This is a genomic window from Sporosarcina oncorhynchi, assembly GCF_033304615.1.
GTDB lineage: Bacteria > Bacillota > Bacilli > Bacillales_A > Planococcaceae > Sporosarcina > Sporosarcina oncorhynchi.
In genome coordinates this window covers 1,410,562-1,428,941 of record NZ_CP129118.1, presented here as the reverse complement: position 1 = coordinate 1,428,941, position 18,380 = coordinate 1,410,562, and the positions used below count along the sequence as shown (strand labels likewise).

The following is an 18,380-nucleotide window of genomic DNA, read 5'->3' as shown; positions in this document are numbered from 1 at the left end:
CGGAGTGGCCTTTCCTCTACGGAATAGCCATTTCCGTCTTTTCTATTTGTGTAGGGACAATTGTATATCCTTTTTTCGATACGATGACCGTAATCGAACCGACATCTGCCGTTGCGATTGTTGGAATTTCATATTTTTTAAAAGTGTCCATCACTTCTTCATGCGGGTGGCCGTAACGGTTTTTCCTGCCGTATGACAAAATCGCCAACGAGGGCTCCAGTTCACGTATAAACCCATCCGAACTTGATGTCCTGCTTCCATGATGTCCTGCTTTTAAAATAAGTTCTCCCCAATCAGTTCCTGCATATTTTTTCACCACCCGCTTCTCCCCATCTAACTCCAAGTCTCCTGTCAATAAAAACGAAGGTCCGTCTGTGTTTATGAACAATACAAGGGAACTTTCATTTCCATTGTACTTCCCAGCTGTAGGTGCAATATAATGAAAATCAACAGAACCGATTGACCAGCTTACTCCTTCAGTTATTGACAGCATCGGTATGTTCATTTCGCCCGCAATTCTGACGATATCTTGCATCGTCTTTTCCTTTTCACTATTAGGTGCTATATGGATTTCTTTGACTGTAAGTTCATCCAGTATTTCATCCGCCGCTTCGATATGATCACTGTCCGCGTGCGAGAGGATCATTTTATCAATTGTCGTAATCCCTCTACCTTTCAAAAATGGTACTACGATTTTCCTGCCCACTTCGAATTCCCTCTCCGGCGTGCGCCAGTTAACTTCCCCCCATCTGACAACCCCACCGGTATCAAACAAGTACACACCTCTTCGGTAAGGCAATTCGATGACAATTGCATCCCCCTGTCCAACATCAAGAAACGTCACTCTTAGATCACGTTCCATAAAAGGTGTAAGTTGGATGAAAACAGCAGGAACTAGAACGAATAGAAAAGCTCTTATTGGCTTCTGTCCGCGTTCCAGGCAAATGAAGAACACCAACACTCCTGAAACCGCCAAGGCGGACAGATATCCTGACGGCCTTCCTGGCACCCACATCTGATACGGAAGCGAAGACAGCCACGCAGTGAAGACAGCAATCCAACTCCGCAACGGTTCGTAGATGGCAAATATGACATCAGCAATCGCAGGCATCCCAAAAGTCAAAAGCAGCAACAGAATATTAGCAGGTAAGATGATGATCGAATATAACGGGACGTACAGAAGATTTACGATGAATGATGAGAGTGACAGTTCATAAAAGTGAAAGAGTAGAACGGGATATAACGCCAACTGAGTGATTGTAGTCACAACAAAAGATAGGCCAAGCGCTGATGAGGTGTTCGCCAATATCTTCGAAGAAAAGATTAATGAAAAAGCTGCTAGATATGATAATTGAAAGCCCGGTTGGAAGACAATGAACGGCTGCATGAAGATGAATCCGATTGCACTGAGCGCAAGAGCGTCATCTGTTCTCAATCTCAACTTTCCAGAAGCCGTAAGCAGGATGAGAATCGTCAATGAAACCGCTCTCCAGACAGATGGTGCCCCTCCCGCCAAAAGGGCGTAGAAAGGCAATAGAATGATCAGAAGTGTATCTATAGTTTCTACTCGAATAGACAAACGCATAAGAACGGAACGCAAAAAAAACGTTAACAATCCGACATGTAAACCGGAGATTGCGAACAAATGTGTAATGCCAAGCGTTCTGTAACTGGTCGCCAATTCTTCATCCATCCCACTTCGGTCACCAATGAGCAAAGCCTCCGCTTCTACAATGAGCGATTCCGGAAATGTCTTTCGAATATGCTGCTTCACTTGCCATCTCTGTTTCGATAAAAGCGCTCGCAAACTGAATTTACTTTGGCTATCTAGTATGCTTTCCGACTCGAATATTCCGATTGCTCCATTCATCTTTACATACCGTTCCATGGAAAATGAATATTCATGTGCTGCAGGCTGAAGTTCACCAAAATGCCCTTTCAACGTAAAGGTATAGGAAGGTATATGGGCTTCTTGGAAGCTTTTTTTCTGTCGTTCACTATCAAACTTGTATACAGCGTATACGGTTGCACCTGAAGTGTCCTTCGCAAATCCTTTCATCGACCCTCCGTCGATTTTGACGTTATCCAACCATGTGAGGTCCAAGACAATCTGCTGATCATCCGTTCTTTGTTCGGGAATGTGCAAGGAAAAGGAGAAATAAGAAAACATCGCAGCGAGAATAGCAAGCAACGGTGTAAATGGATCGTGTTTCCTATGAAGAAAAATGGGGATAAGGAGAAGGTTCAGTGTTAAGAGATATACCGGCCCATATGCGGCAAAGGCCGATATGACAACCGGTATGCATAGATAAATTAAACGGACTTGCCCGATAAATCTCCGAATAGTTCTTCCACCCTTCTTTTAAAGGGAATCAATTCGTCAGATGGCGCACCCAAACTTTCCATCTTGTTCAGCAGTTCAGTAATTAACTCGATTTTTCCGTCTTTCGTGAAGTCCACTTCCCTTTCATCAAAAGGAATATGTCTTACTTCCACGCCGGATTGCTCGAACAATTGAATGGCGTATTCATCATTCTTATAATTAGTCGCATAATTAACTTTCCTAATGCCTGCCTGAATGATCGCCTTAGAACATTGCAAACAAGGAAAATGAGTGACATAAAGTGAAGCTCCTTCAACAGGACTGCCATATTTCGCACATTGTAGCAATGCATTCATCTCTGCGTGGATTGTACGCACACAATGATTTCCTACGACATAACATCCGTGATCGATACAATGATCGCCACCGGAAATGGACCCGTTATAGCCGCCAGCTATAATTCTATTATCTCGAACGATAGTTGCACCGACAGCAAGTCTTGTACATGTACTTCTGACTGCCAACAGATGGCATTGCGCCATGAAAAACTGATCCCATGTAATACGCTCCATATGTATGCCTCCAAACTCGTTTTTTAGTCTACCGTTACAAAAGACGCCAACTTTTCAAATGTCTTTTGCCCAATGCCTGATACGTCCATTAACGCATCTGTTGATGTAAATGAACCGTTTTCATCTCGGTATTGGATGATTGCAGCAGCTTTTGACGGACCGATACCCGGTATTGTCATCAATTCTTGCAACTCAGCCAGATTGATATTCACTTTTCCATCGGTTGTTTGCTTTTCCATTATTCCTGTTATGGAGGTCGTAAATCCCGGCTGACTCACTTCTTCGCCTTCCAAGGGAACATAAACATAAAACTCGTCCGTCAATTTCATCGCATGATTAAGCATACGGGAATTTGCATCAGCCAAGTAACCTCCAGCGGCATGGATAGCATCAATCAGACGATCGCCTTCTTTTAATGAATAGACGCCGGGATGCAATACAGCTCCTTGCACATCGACTACAATCGGTGCAGGTGCTGTCGGAATAACGGCACTGTAAGGTTCTTCTTCGGTCTTAGCAACTTCTTCTTCAACTTCAAAAAATGGGGATGATCCGCTTGCCACAGTCAATTGACTGTCAGCTTGTCCTCGGGGAAAGAACAAAATAACGGATAGTACAGCGATTGCTGCGATAGGGGTGATGATCTTACGCCATTTTAAAAATGCCAACTTACGAAACAGTGTTTTCACCCTTTCCGCGAGGCATTCATATGGAGTCATCACCACTATAAAGGATTAGGCTGAAAAAAGGAAGTCTCATTTATAAACTTGATAAAATATTCTTTCACTTTCTTCGGCAGGTGGCTCATCTTCCCAATCAGCGAAAATCCGCTCAATTGTAAAACCAGCTTCACGCAACATATCGACGTATTCATAGACGTGATATGTCCGTTGAGCATGACTTTCATCAAATCGACGGTACAGCCCATTGTCCTCACGGATGAAAAAAGCCAGTTCAGAATATACGGAATGCTCCGTGTCACCTTCTTCTGTTTCCCATATGTATGCAATGCGTCCGTTGTCGAATGTAAAAGGACCTTCCAAAAAAATCGTATCTGTCTTGAATGTAGAATGCACGTCGAACAACAGCTTTCCACCGGGTTTCAATGCTGAATGAATTCCTTTAAAAGTCTCCAGGACGTCTTCCCGTTCTTGAAGATAATTCAAGGAGTCGATCGCTATGACTGCAACGTCATATTTTTCTTCTCCTTGTATTTCCTGCATCGGTTGTTCTATAAAACGAATTGGCAATGCCAAATCACGCGCACGTTTTTCTGCGACTGCCAGCATATCAGATGAGAGATCGATTGCAGTGACATTGGCTCCTTTACGGGCCAATTTCACTGACAACAACCCCGTTCCGCAGCCAACATCCAAAATCTGCTTGCCATTCAATTCACCTGTTGCCAAGCCGATTAGTTCTACATAACTGTCATACGGAATGTCAGTCATCAATTCATCATAGACAAGTGCGAAATCCGTATAAGCTTCTTTCATTGCTTGTCGGCCATATTAAGAAACGGAGCGTCTCCCCAAAGTCTCTCAAGATTGTAATATCCACGCTCGTCTTTGTGGAATACATGAACAACGACGTCTCCAAGGTCTACTAGCACCCATCTTCCATTATCCAATCCTTCTACTCTCTTCACTTCGAATTCATTTTTTGAAGCTTTGTCCGCCACTTCACGTGCAATTGCTTGGACTTGACGTTCCGAGTTAGCATGACAAATGATGAATTGGTCTGCGATAAGCGAAACACCTTCCATATTTAATACAACGATGTCTTGCCCCTTTTTTTCATCTACTGCCTGATAAGCTGTTTCTAATAATGTTGGCATATTTTCACGATCCTTTTCATAGTTGTTCAATCCGTTTTTTTACATGTTCGTTATAGCAATCAATCGAATCAGGGTGGACTGCAACCCTTTTTCCAATCAGATATAAAATGGAATGACTGACACAATTCTTCATCAGTTCATCTACCGACTTTCCGTTCGTGTCTCTCAGTTCGCCAATGCCAGGGAAATCCCTGCCAGGTTCAATCAAATCCGCAATGTAAATCACTTTTTCCAACTTAGACATTGCTGCTCTTCCAGTCGTATGAAACCGGATCGCGTTCAGTATATCAGAATCATGAACTTCAAATTCATCCCGAGCAATTAGCCTTCCCGCGGCAGCATGCCAAAGTTCATGATGAAATCCTAGTACTGATACATCAGTCGGATCCGCTTCACGTTCAATTATCTCCCGCATTTGAGTTGGTTCCATGAATTTCGCAATATCATGAAACAATGCGGCCAGTTCTGCTTTTTCCACTGACACATCATATTGTTCTGCCAATTTCTTCGCAGTTTCAGTCACCCTAATCACATGTTCGTATCTTTTTTTCGGTAATCTGTTTTTGAGTTCAATCCGTAAATTCACGGCTGCCATACAGACCCTCCTGACGAATATAGGTGGCGATTGCATCAGGTACAAGGAACTGAATCGTACCGGATGTTTCAACCCGTTGGCGAATCAGTGTGGATGAAAGATCAATCTCCGGTATTACCACCTTTGTAACCGGAAAAGCAGATTGGCCGACAGCACCTGGTCTATCAACGCCAACAAATGTAACGATTTCTTGAAGTTCATTAATTTTGTACCACTTAGAAAGCATATCAATCATATCCCCACCGATAATGAAAAAGAAGTCGCTTTCCGGTTCAAGTTCTTTCAATCGTTTCATTGTATCATACGTGTACGATACGCCTCCATAATCGACTTCGAATGAAGATGCCTTTAATCCCTCAACCTTTTCAACAGCCAGCGAAACCATATGCAACCGCTGTTCAGGTGAGGCGTCAGACGGGTTCGATTTATGCGGCGGAATCGCCGTCGGCATTAATCGAACCTCATCAAGGTCTAGCGCATGTTTCACTTCGTTCGCGATGATGAGATGGCCGATATGCGGAGGATTGAAAGTTCCTCCAAGCAACCCGATTCTTTTCATACTCATTCTCCTTACGGCAGGACGATCTGTTTTTTCTCTTGTGATTCTTTATAGACAACAATAATTTTGCCGATTATTTGAACAACTTCCATACCCGCCTCTTGAAGATGTGCAGCGATGTCGCTTTTATCCTCTTCGCAATTTTGAAGAATGCTCACTTTTATTAATTCACGCGCTTCTAGTGCCTCTTCAATTTGCTTTATGATTGGCTCTGTCAAACCGCCTTTTCCAATTTGAAAAATCGGTGTTAGATGATGCGCTTTACTTCTTAGATAACTTTTCTGTTTGCCTGATAACATTTAATTTCCTCCAAGTTTTGTTGAGATTGACCGGATCATTTTCTCAGTATCCGGATAAATTCCTGTCCATAATTCAAACGCAAGTGCCCCTTGATGTACAAACATTCCTAATCCGTTCATCGTTTTGCCGCCTAACTTGCCTGCCTCTTTCAAAAACTCCGTCTCCAATGGATTATAAATGATATCAGCTACGATGGAACCTGAAGAGAGCAGGTCCGGCGATAGGGCCATGCCACTTTCCGCGTAATTCATGCCGACGGTCGTTGTCTGAACGATTAGATTGAATGCACCAAGCTTCTTTTCAGCCTGTTCCAGAGACAATGCATTGCTATCCAAGAAATCTTCAGATAGGGTTTGCGCTTTGGCGACTGTTCTGTTTGTAAATGTCAATGGACCATATCCACTTTCCTTCAAAGCAAAAGATATGCCACGTGCAGCTCCGCCTGCTCCTATGATAAGCACGTCACCGGATTCCGCATCGATACCAAACATTTCTGCCAGCGAGCGTACAAAACCGCGTCCATCTGTATTCATACCAAACAATGTCCCATCTTCCAACACTTTTACAGTATTGACAGCGTTCATCATTTTTGCAGATTCATCAATTGAGTCGAGCATCGGGATGATTGCCGATTTATGTGGAACAGTTACATTCCACCCACTGCATCCAAGCCTTTTCAAGCTTTCAACAGCAGCTTCCAAATCTTCTTTAGTGACATGCACAGGTATATAGGAAGCATCGATGTGATTTTCATTGAACCATGTATCGTGCATGGCCGGTGACATCGACTGGCCGATTGGATCGCCGATAACCGCATACCATTTTTTCACAAAGGCCACCTCCTTATATGAGTGATGGACGTAGGATGACATCCACACCGCGTGGAGCATGTACCGCAACGACAACACCTGGATGCTGAATCGTTATCCAGCCGAGTCCAGAAATAACAATATCCATTTTCGGTTTTTTAATGGAAAATTCATGTCTCACGAGTGGAGGCATCTTGTCCAACGATTCACCACTCGGTGGAGAGAGCATTTCACCTAGGTGATTCGCATATAACGTATCCGCGTTCTCTAGTTTTGTACGATGAATTTGCAATTCGTTTGATACATGAATCGTGAAAGAAGATCGTTCCCCCGAGATAAAATCAAATCTTGCAAGGCCACCGATGAACAACGTCTGTTCCGCGTTTAGTTGGAACACTTTTGGTTTTAATTCTTTCTTTGGTGTTATCGCTTTTAAATCATTTGCATCAAGATGATGCGCAATCTGATGATTGTTAATGATACCTGGCGTATCGTAGATTGCTTTCCCGTCATCAAGCGGAATTTCTACAAGGTCAAGTGTCGTACCCGGGAAATGAGAAGTTGTAATCACTTCGCCCATACCTGTTGCGTTCTTGATGATCCGGTTAATAAACGTTGACTTCCCTACGTTTGTACAACCGACAACATAGACATCTTTTCCTTTTCTATATTTATCGATAGCTGTGAGCGCTTCTTCCATACCATGCCCTTTGTGCGCCGAGATAAGCAATACATCAATCGGCTTCAAGCCAAGTTTGGACGCTTCTGCTTTCATCCAATTGATGAGTCTGTTTCGGTTGATGGACTTAGGCAAAATATCGGATTTATTGCCAATTAGCAGTATGTCTTTCTGACCGACGAACCGTTGGAGGCCATTAATCCAACTGCCGTTGAAATCGAAAATATCAACGACTTTAATGACGAGTCCTTCCTTATCACCGATACCATTCAAGATGGCTAGAAAATCGTCTCCCGATAAGGATACAGGCTGTAATTCATTGTAATTTCTTAATCTGAAGCAGCGACGACAAATAACTTCTTCTTTTTCTAAAGATGCCGCCGGTGCAAATCCCTCTTTTTTCGGATCATCTGTCTGGATATCGATGCCGCAACCTATGCATTTAAGTTCTTCCAAGCTTATTCCTCCCAATTAATCATTCCTGAGCGTTTCAGTTTGTCCAAGATTCTTCTTTCCATCATCCGGTTGAATTTCGTGAAAAACCCATCCGAATTTGCGACTGGCACGACAAGTATTGTGTGTATACCGAACCGGTTACCGCCGAGGACATCTGTCATGATCTGATCCCCCACCATTACAACTTCCTCTTTTTTCAATCCCATCATCGAGAGTGCTCGTTTAAAAGACTTCCGCAAAGGTTTCCGTGCATCGAAAATGAAAGGCGTACCAATCGGATCACAAAAAGCCTTGACCCGTAGTTGGTTATTATTTGAAAGGATTGTCACTTGAAGGCCAGCCTGCTCCATTGAACGGATCCACTCGATAATCTCAGGCGTCGCTTCCGGGCGATCCCATTCTACAAGCGTATTGTCCAAGTCCGTAATAATACCTTTGATTCCTTTTTCTTTTAATACATCCGGTGATATATGAAAGATGTCCTTCACATATTCATCGGGCATGAATTTTTTATACAAATCATCCACTCCGTTATATGCCAATTTCTAAAACGATTATACCATATAGACAGTTCGACGTATCCTTAAGTGCTGAGGAAATACCGCTTCATGAACATAGAATTAATACAAGCCACCGGTGCATATGCTGTCATATAACGACACAGGAGGTGGACCGATGAGCGGGTTTGTTATGACACTCGTCCAACTGTGGGTCGAAATCCCCGCGATGGTAGGATACATTCGGGGGCAGGCGTTTCGCCGTCCGCTATCTCAAGCGGAAGAGGCGGATTGCCTGAAACGATTGGCAGAAGGTGATGAAAGCGCCAAAGACGAACTCATCGAACGTAACATGCGACTCGTCGCTCACGTCGTAAAAAAATTCCATCCAAAACATGAACAACTGGACGATTACATTTCCATCGGCACAATTGGACTCATGAAAGCCGTGAATAGTTTCACACTTGACCGCAAGACAAAACTGGCTACTTACGCAGCACGGTGCATTGAAAATGAAATCCTCATGTACTTGCGAACACAAAAAAAGGTTCAAAAGGATGTTTCGCTATTTGACCCTATCGGAACTGACAAAGACGGACAGTCTTTGCAGATAGCCGACTTATTGCAAACCGATGAAGATGCACCAATCGAGACCGTACAGCAGAAAGAACAGAAAGAACGATTGTATCGACATTTAGGAAAACTCGACGGAAGAGAACTGGAAATCATTCAACGAAGATACGGGTTGTTGGACGACAAACCAATGACTCAAAAAGAGATTGCCGAACAACTCAATATCTCTAGAAGTTACGTCTCCCGCATCGAAAAAAGAGCCATTGTAAAGTTATATCAACTGTTCAAACATGAATACAATGAATGATAACCAGACAGGTTACAAACGATTTCCAAACAATGAAAAGGCGTTTCCATTCACAGATAACGAACCTGTGAAAGGAGACGCCTTTAATTGCCTATTTTTCTATAAAAGACGGATACCTCAATCAGCGCTAACCTCGCGCATAATGACTACCGCTATAACTGTTGTTGCAAAAAATACACCAGCCATTAGAAAGAACATCTGGACAACCTCCTCGGATCATTATGTATCTTACATTAATTATACCATATTCTTTTTACAATTTCGAGATGACTTCCCTAACAATTTCAGAAGAGTGTTTCGCAGCAATTGGTAGGAATTCATCAAAGCTGATTGACGAGTCCTTACCTGCGATATCTGATAATGCACGAATAACAACAAATGGTGTGTCAAACTGGTGGCAAACTTGTGCAACTGCAGCAGCTTCCATTTCGGCAGCGATCATAGAAGGAAATTGTTTTCTAACAACTTCTACCCGCTCAAGGTCGCTCATGAACACATCTCCTGAAGCGATTAGACCTGTTGCATGCGGATGTTCTCCGATTTGTTCAACAGCAGCTTTTGCGATATCGATTAGCTTTTTATCCGACCGGAAAGTTTCGGGCATCCCCGGGACTTGTCCAAGTACATAGCCGAATGCAGTGACATCCACATCATGGTGTGTCACTTCATCAGAGATTACGACTGTTCCAATCTCCAGTGATGCACCGAATCCCCCTGCAGATCCTGTGTTCAAAACGACATCCGGTTTAAATTGCTGGATAACCAATGTCGTTGCAATCGCAGCATTCACTTTGCCAATCCCGCTTTTTGCAAGTACAACTTCACGTCCAGCAATTTCACCTTCAATAAATTCACATCCACCTACAGAGGAAACGACAGGTGAATCAATCATGTCCCGAAGGATTTCAACTTCTTGTTCCATTGCACCAATTACAGCGATTTTCATTAACAATACCCTCCAAATGAGCGGTTAAACCGGCTCAATACTCAAAGTCCAATGTCGTTAACTTATCCATCTTGACAGGTTGCCAGCCTTGCTCATCGACCCATTCAAGAAAAACTCTAAATTTCTTGGACTTGTCTTTTGTAGAAACAATGCCGATGGATTTTTGTGGACTGCCACCATTTTTGATTTTCCAATAGATTAATTCATTTTCAGTAAAACCTGTTGCATATGCAATCGCCTTTTGCTTCTCAACCCAATCAACCGATTCTCCATCATATTTGGATTCGTGGACACCTGTCTGTTCGGTCCCTACAGGTTTCCAGGCCGTATTAATAATCGATTCTTCTATGACTTCATCTTCATTCGGAACGATTGTGACAGTTCCCGGGCTCTCTTCTTCATCATCAGATGGATCAGCAGAATCAGCACCAGTTCCTTCACTTTCGCCATCACTGGATGATGAATCAGCATTCTGATTGTTTGTAGATTCGGAATCAGTTTCTTCATTTTCCGATCGGTCTGCATCATCATCTTCGTCTTGAGCTTCTCCTTGCATACTATCAGAAGGATCAGATGACGACTGTTCAGCAGCCAGTTCACTGTCTTTGCTTTTTTTCGGATCAATGATGATAAATACACCGACGACGATAATCATCAGAACGACAAGACCGATTAGCACATTCAATAATTGATTACTTTTACTGGAGCGGCGTTTACGGTTCATGCGGGAAAAGTTCGGATCATTATTATTCATCAGGCTGTCCCCCTTTAAATTGGTTTTCAAGAAGAAAGACCGCCTTACTTTCAGGCGGCCGTTCAAGTTTACTTGATTTCAACAATTACGACGGACATTTCTCCACCAGGCGTAATAATCTTCACTTGATCGTCTTTGCTGCGGCCAATTAATGCTTTTGCAATTGGAGAATCGTTGGAAATCAATCCCTCAATCGGATTTGCTTCAGCTGAGCCGACAATTGTGTAAGTCTCTTCATCGCCATCTGGCAATTCCTTAAATGTAACCGTTTTCCCAAGTTGCACTTCATGAGTATTGCTTTCGTCTTCAGTGATGATGACGGAATTTCGAATCATGGATTCAAGTGAAGAAATTTTCCCCTCAACGAATGCCTGATCCTCTTTCGCGGAATCATATTCGGAGTTCTCGGAAAGGTCACCATAACTACGGGCTACCTTAATACGCTCTACTACTTCTTTACGTTTAACAGTTTTCAGGAATTCAAGCTCTTCTTCTAACTTCATCTTGCCTGAAGCGGTCATTGGATATTTTTTCTCTGATACCATCACACAACACTCCTCATATTTCCTGTTCATAAAAACACTATGCCGCCCCTTTTAAAAGTATGCGACATAGGATCATTTATATTGAATTCTGACTACATCATATTACAATTTCGTTCCATATTCAAGAATTGTTTTTATTTTCGTTACCATTAGGTCGATAGCGACTTCATTGTGTCCGCCTTCAGGTATGATAATATCCGCATACCGTTTTGTCGGTTCAATGAATTGATTGTGCATCGGCCTGACGACGGACAAGTACTGATCGATTACTGAATCGATTGTCCTGCCACGTTCATTGATGTCTCTCATAAGGCGTCTGATAATCCTCAAATCGGCATCTGTATCGACGAAGAGTTTAATATCCATCAGATTACGCAATCGCTCATCTTCAAGCACTAAAATACCTTCAAGTATTATGACATCTTTTGGTTCGATACGGATTTTATGATCCGAACGCGTGTGGAGCGCGTAATCATAGACCGGTTTATCGATTGCCTTACGGTTTAAAAGCATGCCTACATGATGAATTAGATGGTCTGTATCAAATGCCAGCGGGTGATCGTAATTCGTTCTCAGTCTCTCTTCGAAATCTAGATGGGACTGATCTTTATAATAAAAATCCTGTTCAATTACTACAACAGAATGTTCTTTGAATACATCGTAAATACGGTTTGTCACGCTCGTTTTCCCGGAGCCTGAACCACCGGCAATCCCTATGACAAGAGGTTTTTCATTCACTATTGTTGTTCCTCCCTCATAACAAATATCCTCGTATGCACAAGGACAATTACTCTTCACGTTTCACAGCGATTAAAATTCCGTCGCCGACCGGCAATAGCGACGTTTCATAAGCGGGGTGCTGCATAATCCATGCAGTAAACGCTTTTAGATTCCTAATCATTGTACGATTTCGCTTTGGAATGTCTTCGTCCTCTAAAAGAATAGCACCATGCATGAACATGTTATCACAGTAAATGACTCCTCCTGGAGCTACATGTCTACTGTACTTTTCAAAAAAACGTTTGTATTGACCTTTTGCAGCGTCAATAAACAAAGCATCGTACCCCGTGGTATTTAGCACTTCATCATCTAAATCTAGTGCATCACCTTCGATAATCGTAATTCTGTCTTCAAAACCGCTTCTTCGAATATAGTCAACCGCGGAAACGTAACGATCAGCATCACGTTCGATTGTTACAACTGAAGTATTTTGCAGCGCTTCGACCATCCGGATAGCAGAATACCCTATTGCGCTTCCGATTTCAAGAATTTGCTTCGGTTGCTGAATCCGAAGCAGACCAATAAACGTCTCCATACCGCTCCTATCCATTATTGGCACATGGTTTAAAGCTGCGTATTGCTCCATCTCCTGTAGTAAAGGATTCGACAGTTCTGAGAAGCCCGCTATATAGTCTTCATACTCATTCAAGTTTTTTCCACTTCCTATCAATTTACCTCGATTACACCGAACTCTTACGGTCTATATTTAGCCCGATTTGCCAAATGTTCATCATAGGTTTTGGCGTAATGATTTTCACCATCATAACCTGCAAGGAAATACAAATAATCAGTCGTCGAAGGATCGATAACTGCTTCTATTGATGATCGACCTGCGTTCGCAATCGGGCCTGGAGGTAGTCCTGTATTTACATACGTATTATAAGGATCTTGAACTTCGAGGTCCGAATATAATACACGATCTTTATGTTCACCTAATGCATAAAGAACAGTCGGGTCGGTTTGTAAGGCCATATCGATTTTCAAACGATTGTAGAAAATGCTGGCAATTGTTTGCCGATCAGTTGTGGCAGTTGCTTCTCTCTCCAGAAGACTGGCAAACGTCAATAGCCAATGGACAGATTTTTCATTGTTCTCCAAGTACGAAATGTATGGTGTCAAGTTGGTAGCTGTAGCGTCCAGCATTGTTGTGACGACCATTTCTAACGATGGTTTTTCTTCAAAAAAAGGATAAGTTGCTGGGAATAGATAGCCTTCCAGTGGATACTTCACATCTTCACTTAGAATTTCATCTGATAAGATCGTAGGATATCTGCTCATCAATCCCTCTATCGTCTCTTCACTGTTAACGTAATCTAGAAATTCTTGTTCTTTAATACCAATTCGTTTTTCAACGACTTTAGCAATTTGGTCCAATGTCAATCCTTCAGGCACGGTCATTGTGAACACAGGTGTCCTGTAGACTTTTCCCGTTTTCAAGCTTTGAATCAACTCATCCAGTGTCATCGCTTTCGTCAATCCGTAAGAACCCGCTTGGAACTGTGATTCATTATTGAACTTCGCATAGTATTTAAAGATTCTGGCGTCTTTAATAATGCCCTCATCTTCAAGCATTTTTGAGATTGACGTCAAACCTGAACCAATTGGAATTTCAATTTCAATGATTTCTTCCGCTTCCGGGTCAGCCGGTTGAAGCGATTCGCTTATGTACTTATAAATTGCGCGGCCGCCTATTAGCCCTCCAATGAGAATCACAAGAGCGATAACAAAAACGATACGCCTGACAATTTTTACTTCTTTTTTCTTTTCAATCATCTTCTCGAACATCAAGTCTTTTTTGGAGCCATTGTCCATATAGCGCTACCTCATTTCAAACGATTTCTTTGTTTGATCGTTTTGAACGAATATAAATATTTTAGGTTTCAATAATTCTTAACAGTGAAAAAAACGGAATGGCCTTGCACCATTCCGTCCCGTGCACATATGAATTACTCTTCGTCTTCTTCCTCGTCTTCTTCAGCTAGGAAAGTGTTAAGCATTTCTTCAATCATGTCCCACTCTTCGTCTGTTTCGATCGGCAATAATTCGCCATCTTCCTTATCTTCAGAAGGAATAAATGCTGAAGCGTGGATTTCCACTTCTTCGTCATCGCCCGCTTCTTCTTCACCTAGAATATGATAAAGTACATAGGATTTCCCGAAGTCTTCCGAATCGAATGTGAAAATCACTTCACAAACGTGTTCTTGTCCGTGCTCGTCCACTACTGTCATTGTCTCTTGTCCATGTTCCATCTCAAATCACCTCATCTATTTTTTGAATCAAGATACCCTTGGAGTATCATGACTGCCGCCATCTTATCGATGACAGTCTTTCTTTTTTTCCTGCTGACGTCCGCATCGATCAGCATGCGTTCCGCTGCCATAGTTGTCAAACGCTCATCCCAAAGCACAACTGGATGACCGTATGTCTCTTTTAACAGCTCAGCATACTTTTCAGAAGCTTCTCCTCTAGGCCCGATCGAGTTATTCATGTTTTTCGGATAACCGACAACAAATGAAGTCACCACATATTCAGTAACAAGCTCCTGAATTCGTTCCATACCAAAATGGCCGGAACTTTCATCAATTTTGATCGTTTCGATGCCTTGGGCTGTCCACCCAAGTGCATCGCTAATCGCAATTCCGACCGTTTTGGAACCTACATCCAATCCCATTGTCCTCAATTCGACTTACCTCTGTTCTCACGGATATAAAACTTCACCAGTTCCTCAAGAATCTCGTCCCTCTCCAATTTGCGGATTAGGTTACGTGCTTCATAGTGACGAGGAATGTACGCCGGATCGCCCGAAAGGAGGTAACCGACAATTTGATTGATCGGATTATAGCCCTTATCCTCGAGTGCTGAATGTACATGAAGCATGACCTGTTGCACTTCTTGCTCCATGGATTCTTCAGGAAAGTTGAATTTCATCGTCTTGTCGTATGAATTCATAGTCGACACCCCGCTTTCCAATCGTCCGTTCACAAACCGGATACCTTTCCCACTTACTCTATACCCGAGTTGCATTTCCGCTTAAACGGATTTGACATAATCATACACGGATTGAAGTGCTTCATCAAGTTTAGAAGCATCTTTCGCTCCAGCCATTGCCATATCTGGGCGACCTCCACCCTTTCCTCCGCAAAGAGACGCTACATGATTGACGATTTTCCCTGCATGAAAGTTCCCGTTTTTCAAATCATCTGTCACGCCTGTCGCGAGCATTACTTTTCCATCCGCTTCAGCTCCGAGTACAATGACCCCTTTAACTAGTTTTTGTTTTAACTCATCAATCATCTGACGGAGCCCATTATTATCCTTGACGTCAACTCTCGCTGACAGGACTGTCACATCATCGATTTGTTGAGCAGATGCAAGTATATCAGTTAATTGGCTATTGCCAAGTTTCGCTGATAATGAATCGTTCTCCCGTTGCAATTCCTTCATTTCTGCTAAGGTTGCATTCACTTTCGATACAAGATCTTTCGTGTTTGATTTTAGTAACGCCGACGCTTCTGTCAACAGAGCCTCTTCTTCTTTGAATGAATGATATGCCTGCTTTCCGGTCACCGCTTCTATTCTTCTTGTACCAGCACCAATACCACTTTCAGATTCAATTTTGAATAAACCGATTGATGATGTCGCAGTAACGTGACAACCGCCACACAGTTCCAAAGAGAAATCTCCTACAGTCACGACCCGTACGATATCGCCGTATTTCTCTCCGAAAAGTGCCATAGCGCCCATTTCTTTCGCTTCACTGATTGGTCTCTGTGCAATTTCAACAGAAATATCCTTCCAGATTTTTTCGTTGACAATCGCTTCAATCTTTTCCAGTTCTTCTTTTGTCACTTGGCCGAAATGCGAGAAGTCAAAACGCAATCTGTCCGGACCGACATAGGAACCCGCCTGATTGACATGTTCACCAAGCACCATTTTTAACGCTTTATGGAGAAGATGAGTTGCAGTATGGTTTTTGACGGTCAGGTTTCTTGATTGGACATCCACTTCAGCAACAACGGGCGTATCGTTCGTCACTTCACCTGTTTTAACAGAACCCGTATGCAAATGCTGTCCATTCGGTGCTTTCTTCACATCTTTCACATCTATGATGAATGTATCGCTAGTCAACGTCCCTTTATCCGCGACCTGGCCACCGCTTTCAGCATAAAACGGCGTATAATCTAGCATGAACTGAATCTCTTCACCTTCTGATGCATGGGCAACCAATTCACCGTTATGCAATAATGCGACAATCTTCGACTCGGATTTTAACTGGTCATACCCAATAAATTCACTATCTGTATGAATATTACCTAATACTCCAGACTGGACACTCATTGAATCCACGGATTGACGCGCAGCGCGGGCACGGTTTCGTTGATTGTTCATCTCTTCATCAAAACCGTCACGATCGACTGTCACTTCAGCTTCTTCAGCAAATTCTTCCGTCAATTCGAATGGGAAACCATACGTATCGTACAATCTGAATGCATCCGCTCCAGACACTTTCATAGTTCCCGAAGCCTTAGCTTTGTCGATAACATTCGTGAGTATCGATAATCCTTCGTTCAACGTTTCATGGAAACGATCTTCTTCATTTTTGATGACTTTCATAATGAAGGATTCTTTCTCCTGCACTTCAGGATAGAAGTCTTTCATAATCTCCCCTACAACAGGTACTAAGCCATACATGAACGGTTTGTGGATACCAATCTGTTTTGCGAATCTGACCGCTCTTCTGAGCAATCTTCGCAGCACATAGCCACGTCCTTCGTTTGATGGCAGCGCACCATCACCAATTGCAAATGCGACCGTACGAATATGGTCGGCAACGACTTTAAAAGCAGTATCCTTCACATCATTTTCGCCATACTTTTCACCTGATACATTTTCAACAGCATGGATGATTGGCATGAACAAATCCGTGTCGAAATTTGTCGGCACATTTTGGATAACACTTGCCATCCTTTCAAGTCCCATTCCAGTATCAATATTCTTCTTCGGAAGTGGCGTGTACGTATGATCCGGATTATGGTTAAATTCTGAGAAAACTAAGTTCCAAATTTCAAGATAGCGGTCATTTTCACCGCCTGGATACAATTCCGGATCCGTAAAGTCGTTCCCATAGGAAGGGCCTCTGTCATAGAAGATTTCAGAGTTCGGGCCACTTGGACCTTCTCCAATGTCCCAGAAGTTCCCTTCAAGTCGAATGATTCGTTCTTCTGGTATTTCAACTTTGTCTCTCCAGATGGCATAGGCTTCTTCATCTTCCGGATGGACCGTAACGGAAAGAAGTTCAGGATCAAAACCGATCCATTTTTCATTCGTCAGGAAATCCCATGCCCGTATGATTGCTTCTTCTTTGAAGTAATCGCCGATTGAAAAATTACCGAGCATTTCGAAGAACGTATGATGGCGTGCTGTCTTGCCTACGTTTTCGATATCATTTGTACGGATTGACTTTTGTGCATTGACGATACGCGGGTTCGTTGGAACAACTCTTCCATCAAAGTACTTTTTCAGCGTCGCCACACCGCTATTAATCCACAATAGAGAAGCATCATCGATTGGGACAAGAGGTGCAGAAGGCTCTACGTCATGGCCAAATTCTTTAAAGTAGTCTAGGAACATTTTACGTATTTCTGCAGCTGTCAATTGTTTCATTGTCTATTCCTCCTAATGGTCGTTATTTCATTTCTGCTGATCGTTGAAGCAAGATCCTATTCAAGGGAAATAAAAAAGTCCCCGCCCCTGTACAAGGGACGAAGACATTTCGTGGTACCACCCTAATTTACCAGTCAGACTGGTATCTCAAGAAGCCATAACGCGGCGAACGGCAAGGATCAGT

22 protein-coding genes are annotated in these 18,380 nt (G+C 42.8%); 1 reads left to right on the top strand and 21 read right to left on the bottom strand.

Annotated elements, in window-relative coordinates:
* Positions 1 to 16: 16 nt before the first annotated feature.
* The 11 genes from QWT69_RS06725 to QWT69_RS06675 form a co-directional block, all read right to left on the bottom strand.
* Complete coding sequence (locus tag QWT69_RS06725) at positions 17 to 2,104, bottom strand: DNA internalization-related competence protein ComEC/Rec2 (protein ID WP_317970229.1); 2,088 nt, start codon at positions 2,102 to 2,104, stop codon at positions 17 to 19.
* Positions 2,105 to 2,313: 209 nt separating this feature from the next.
* Positions 2,314 to 2,895 (bottom strand): ComE operon protein 2, encoded by a 582-nt coding sequence (locus QWT69_RS06720; protein ID WP_317970227.1) that lies wholly within the window; start codon positions 2,893 to 2,895, stop codon positions 2,314 to 2,316.
* A gap of 23 nt (positions 2,896 to 2,918) precedes the next feature.
* A complete protein-coding gene (locus tag QWT69_RS06715) occupies positions 2,919 to 3,584 on the bottom strand; it encodes a helix-hairpin-helix domain-containing protein (protein ID WP_317970225.1) in 666 nt (221 codons plus the stop codon).
* Positions 3,585 to 3,650: 66 nt separating this feature from the next.
* On the bottom strand, positions 3,651 to 4,391 hold the full coding sequence (locus QWT69_RS06710; protein WP_317970223.1) for a class I SAM-dependent DNA methyltransferase: 741 nt from the start codon (positions 4,389 to 4,391) through the stop codon (positions 3,651 to 3,653).
* Positions 4,388 to 4,732 carry a ribosome silencing factor gene (rsfS, locus tag QWT69_RS06705; protein WP_317970221.1) on the bottom strand — a complete coding sequence of 115 codons (345 nt, stop codon included), beginning with the start codon at positions 4,730 to 4,732 and terminating at the stop codon, positions 4,388 to 4,390. The genes QWT69_RS06710 and rsfS overlap by 4 nt, the downstream gene beginning before the upstream one ends.
* Positions 4,733 to 4,748: 16 nt before the next feature.
* Positions 4,749 to 5,327, bottom strand: coding sequence for a bis(5'-nucleosyl)-tetraphosphatase (symmetrical) YqeK (gene yqeK / locus QWT69_RS06700; protein ID WP_317970219.1), 579 nt, complete (start codon positions 5,325 to 5,327; stop codon positions 4,749 to 4,751).
* Complete coding sequence (locus tag QWT69_RS06695) at positions 5,302 to 5,886, bottom strand: nicotinate-nucleotide adenylyltransferase (protein WP_317970217.1); 585 nt, start codon at positions 5,884 to 5,886, stop codon at positions 5,302 to 5,304. The genes yqeK and QWT69_RS06695 overlap by 26 nt, the downstream gene beginning before the upstream one ends.
* A gap of 11 nt (positions 5,887 to 5,897) precedes the next feature.
* Positions 5,898 to 6,185, bottom strand: coding sequence for a ribosome assembly RNA-binding protein YhbY (gene yhbY, locus QWT69_RS06690; protein WP_317970215.1), 288 nt, complete (start codon positions 6,183 to 6,185; stop codon positions 5,898 to 5,900).
* Positions 6,186 to 7,016, bottom strand: coding sequence for a shikimate dehydrogenase (aroE, locus tag QWT69_RS06685; protein WP_317970213.1), 831 nt, complete (start codon positions 7,014 to 7,016; stop codon positions 6,186 to 6,188).
* Between the two features lie 13 nt (positions 7,017 to 7,029).
* Positions 7,030 to 8,130: a ribosome biogenesis GTPase YqeH gene (yqeH, locus tag QWT69_RS06680; RefSeq protein ID WP_317970211.1), complete on the bottom strand. Its 1,101-nt coding sequence runs from the start codon at positions 8,128 to 8,130 to the stop codon at positions 7,030 to 7,032.
* 2 nt (positions 8,131 to 8,132) lie between these two features.
* Positions 8,133 to 8,648 carry a YqeG family HAD IIIA-type phosphatase gene (locus QWT69_RS06675; RefSeq protein ID WP_348539044.1) on the bottom strand — a complete coding sequence of 172 codons (516 nt, stop codon included), beginning with the start codon at positions 8,646 to 8,648 and terminating at the stop codon, positions 8,133 to 8,135.
* A 157-nt stretch (positions 8,649 to 8,805) separates the two neighbouring features.
* Here QWT69_RS06675 and sigK point away from each other — a divergent pair, with 157 nt between their 5' ends.
* On the top strand, positions 8,806 to 9,507 hold the full coding sequence (sigK, locus tag QWT69_RS06670) for an RNA polymerase sporulation sigma factor SigK (RefSeq protein WP_317970209.1): 702 nt from the start codon (positions 8,806 to 8,808) through the stop codon (positions 9,505 to 9,507).
* 253 nt (positions 9,508 to 9,760) lie between these two features.
* Here sigK and mtnN read toward each other — a convergent pair whose 3' ends face one another.
* From mtnN to alaS, 10 genes are all read right to left on the bottom strand, one after another.
* On the bottom strand, positions 9,761 to 10,453 hold the full coding sequence (gene mtnN / locus QWT69_RS06665; RefSeq protein ID WP_317970207.1) for a 5'-methylthioadenosine/S-adenosylhomocysteine nucleosidase: 693 nt from the start codon (positions 10,451 to 10,453) through the stop codon (positions 9,761 to 9,763).
* A 34-nt stretch (positions 10,454 to 10,487) separates the two neighbouring features.
* Entirely contained in the window at positions 10,488 to 11,207 is a 720-nt protein-coding gene (locus QWT69_RS06660) for a YrrS family protein (protein ID WP_317970205.1), read from the bottom strand.
* Between the two features lie 68 nt (positions 11,208 to 11,275).
* On the bottom strand, positions 11,276 to 11,752 hold the full coding sequence (gene greA / locus QWT69_RS06655) for a transcription elongation factor GreA (RefSeq protein ID WP_317970203.1): 477 nt from the start codon (positions 11,750 to 11,752) through the stop codon (positions 11,276 to 11,278).
* A gap of 102 nt (positions 11,753 to 11,854) precedes the next feature.
* On the bottom strand, positions 11,855 to 12,490 hold the full coding sequence (udk, locus tag QWT69_RS06650; RefSeq protein WP_317970201.1) for a uridine kinase: 636 nt from the start codon (positions 12,488 to 12,490) through the stop codon (positions 11,855 to 11,857).
* A gap of 49 nt (positions 12,491 to 12,539) precedes the next feature.
* Complete coding sequence (locus QWT69_RS06645; protein WP_317970199.1) at positions 12,540 to 13,181, bottom strand: O-methyltransferase; 642 nt, start codon at positions 13,179 to 13,181, stop codon at positions 12,540 to 12,542.
* 44 nt (positions 13,182 to 13,225) lie between these two features.
* Positions 13,226 to 14,344, bottom strand: coding sequence for an endolytic transglycosylase MltG (gene mltG, locus QWT69_RS06640; RefSeq protein ID WP_317970197.1), 1,119 nt, complete (start codon positions 14,342 to 14,344; stop codon positions 13,226 to 13,228).
* Positions 14,345 to 14,478: 134 nt separating this feature from the next.
* Positions 14,479 to 14,781 (bottom strand): DUF1292 domain-containing protein, encoded by a 303-nt coding sequence (locus QWT69_RS06635; protein ID WP_317970195.1) that lies wholly within the window; start codon positions 14,779 to 14,781, stop codon positions 14,479 to 14,481.
* Positions 14,782 to 14,792: 11 nt separating this feature from the next.
* Positions 14,793 to 15,212: a Holliday junction resolvase RuvX gene (gene ruvX / locus QWT69_RS06630; RefSeq protein WP_317970193.1), complete on the bottom strand. Its 420-nt coding sequence runs from the start codon at positions 15,210 to 15,212 to the stop codon at positions 14,793 to 14,795.
* On the bottom strand, positions 15,209 to 15,481 hold the full coding sequence (locus tag QWT69_RS06625) for an IreB family regulatory phosphoprotein (protein WP_317970191.1): 273 nt from the start codon (positions 15,479 to 15,481) through the stop codon (positions 15,209 to 15,211). Before QWT69_RS06625 ends, ruvX begins: the two co-directional genes overlap by 4 nt.
* Before the next feature lie 81 nt (positions 15,482 to 15,562).
* Positions 15,563 to 18,196 carry an alanine--tRNA ligase gene (gene alaS, locus QWT69_RS06620; protein ID WP_317970189.1) on the bottom strand — a complete coding sequence of 878 codons (2,634 nt, stop codon included), beginning with the start codon at positions 18,194 to 18,196 and terminating at the stop codon, positions 15,563 to 15,565.
* Positions 18,197 to 18,380: the final 184 nt, after the last annotated feature.

What these genes read in the sequence shown, in the direction of transcription:
- QWT69_RS06660 (WP_317970205.1), bottom strand. Translation starts at nt 11,207, where the DNA reads ATGAATAATAATGATCCGAACTTTTCCCGCATGAACCGTAAACGCCGC.
- QWT69_RS06695 (WP_317970217.1), bottom strand. Translation starts at nt 5,886, where the DNA reads ATGAAAAGAATCGGGTTGCTTGGAGGAACTTTCAATCCTCCGCATATC.
- greA (WP_317970203.1), bottom strand. Translation starts at nt 11,752, where the DNA reads ATGGTATCAGAGAAAAAATATCCAATGACCGCTTCAGGCAAGATGAAG.
- QWT69_RS06625 (WP_317970191.1), bottom strand. Translation starts at nt 15,481, where the DNA reads ATGAATTCATACGACAAGACGATGAAATTCAACTTTCCTGAAGAATCC.
- alaS (WP_317970189.1), bottom strand. Translation starts at nt 18,196, where the DNA reads ATGAAACAATTGACAGCTGCAGAAATACGTAAAATGTTCCTAGACTAC.
- yhbY (WP_317970215.1), bottom strand. Translation starts at nt 6,185, where the DNA reads ATGTTATCAGGCAAACAGAAAAGTTATCTAAGAAGTAAAGCGCATCAT.
- QWT69_RS06720 (WP_317970227.1), bottom strand. Translation starts at nt 2,895, where the DNA reads ATGGAGCGTATTACATGGGATCAGTTTTTCATGGCGCAATGCCATCTG.
- mtnN (WP_317970207.1), bottom strand. Translation starts at nt 10,453, where the DNA reads ATGAAAATCGCTGTAATTGGTGCAATGGAACAAGAAGTTGAAATCCTT.
- mltG (WP_317970197.1), bottom strand. Translation starts at nt 14,344, where the DNA reads ATGGACAATGGCTCCAAAAAAGACTTGATGTTCGAGAAGATGATTGAA.
- QWT69_RS06710 (WP_317970223.1), bottom strand. Translation starts at nt 4,391, where the DNA reads ATGAAAGAAGCTTATACGGATTTCGCACTTGTCTATGATGAATTGATG.
- QWT69_RS06635 (WP_317970195.1), bottom strand. Translation starts at nt 14,781, where the DNA reads ATGGAACATGGACAAGAGACAATGACAGTAGTGGACGAGCACGGACAA.
- sigK (WP_317970209.1), top strand. Translation starts at nt 8,806, where the DNA reads ATGAGCGGGTTTGTTATGACACTCGTCCAACTGTGGGTCGAAATCCCC.
- rsfS (WP_317970221.1), bottom strand. Translation starts at nt 4,732, where the DNA reads ATGCCAACATTATTAGAAACAGCTTATCAGGCAGTAGATGAAAAAAAG.
- yqeK (WP_317970219.1), bottom strand. Translation starts at nt 5,327, where the DNA reads ATGGCAGCCGTGAATTTACGGATTGAACTCAAAAACAGATTACCGAAA.